The following is a 290-nucleotide window of genomic DNA, read 5'->3' on the forward strand; positions in this document are numbered from 1 at the left end:
AGGCTGTCACAGAGTGGCAAAGCCGTCCATTGGACCGGGTCATCCCATTGTCTATCTCGACTGCATTGTCGTGAAGATCCGCCAGAACAAGCGAGTGATCAATAAATCCATGTACGTCGCCCTGGGCGTCAACAGGGAAGGCCAGAAGGAGCTGCCGGGCTTGTGGCTTGCCGAAACGGAGGGCGCTAAGTTCTGGTTGTCCGTGCTCACCGAACTGAAGAACCGTGGTCTGGAAGATATCCTGATCGCCTGTGTAGACGGGCTAAAAGGCTTTCCAGAAGCCATTGCTG

General features: G+C 55.2%; 1 pseudogene. It reads left to right on the forward strand.

Going from position 1 to position 290, the window contains the following annotated elements:
• Positions 1-290: pseudogene (locus Q5Y71_RS17375) on the forward strand (transposase); the annotation flags it as partial.

This window comes from Microbulbifer sp. 2205BS26-8, assembly GCF_030731025.1.
Lineage (GTDB): Bacteria > Pseudomonadota > Gammaproteobacteria > Pseudomonadales > Cellvibrionaceae > Microbulbifer > Microbulbifer spongiae.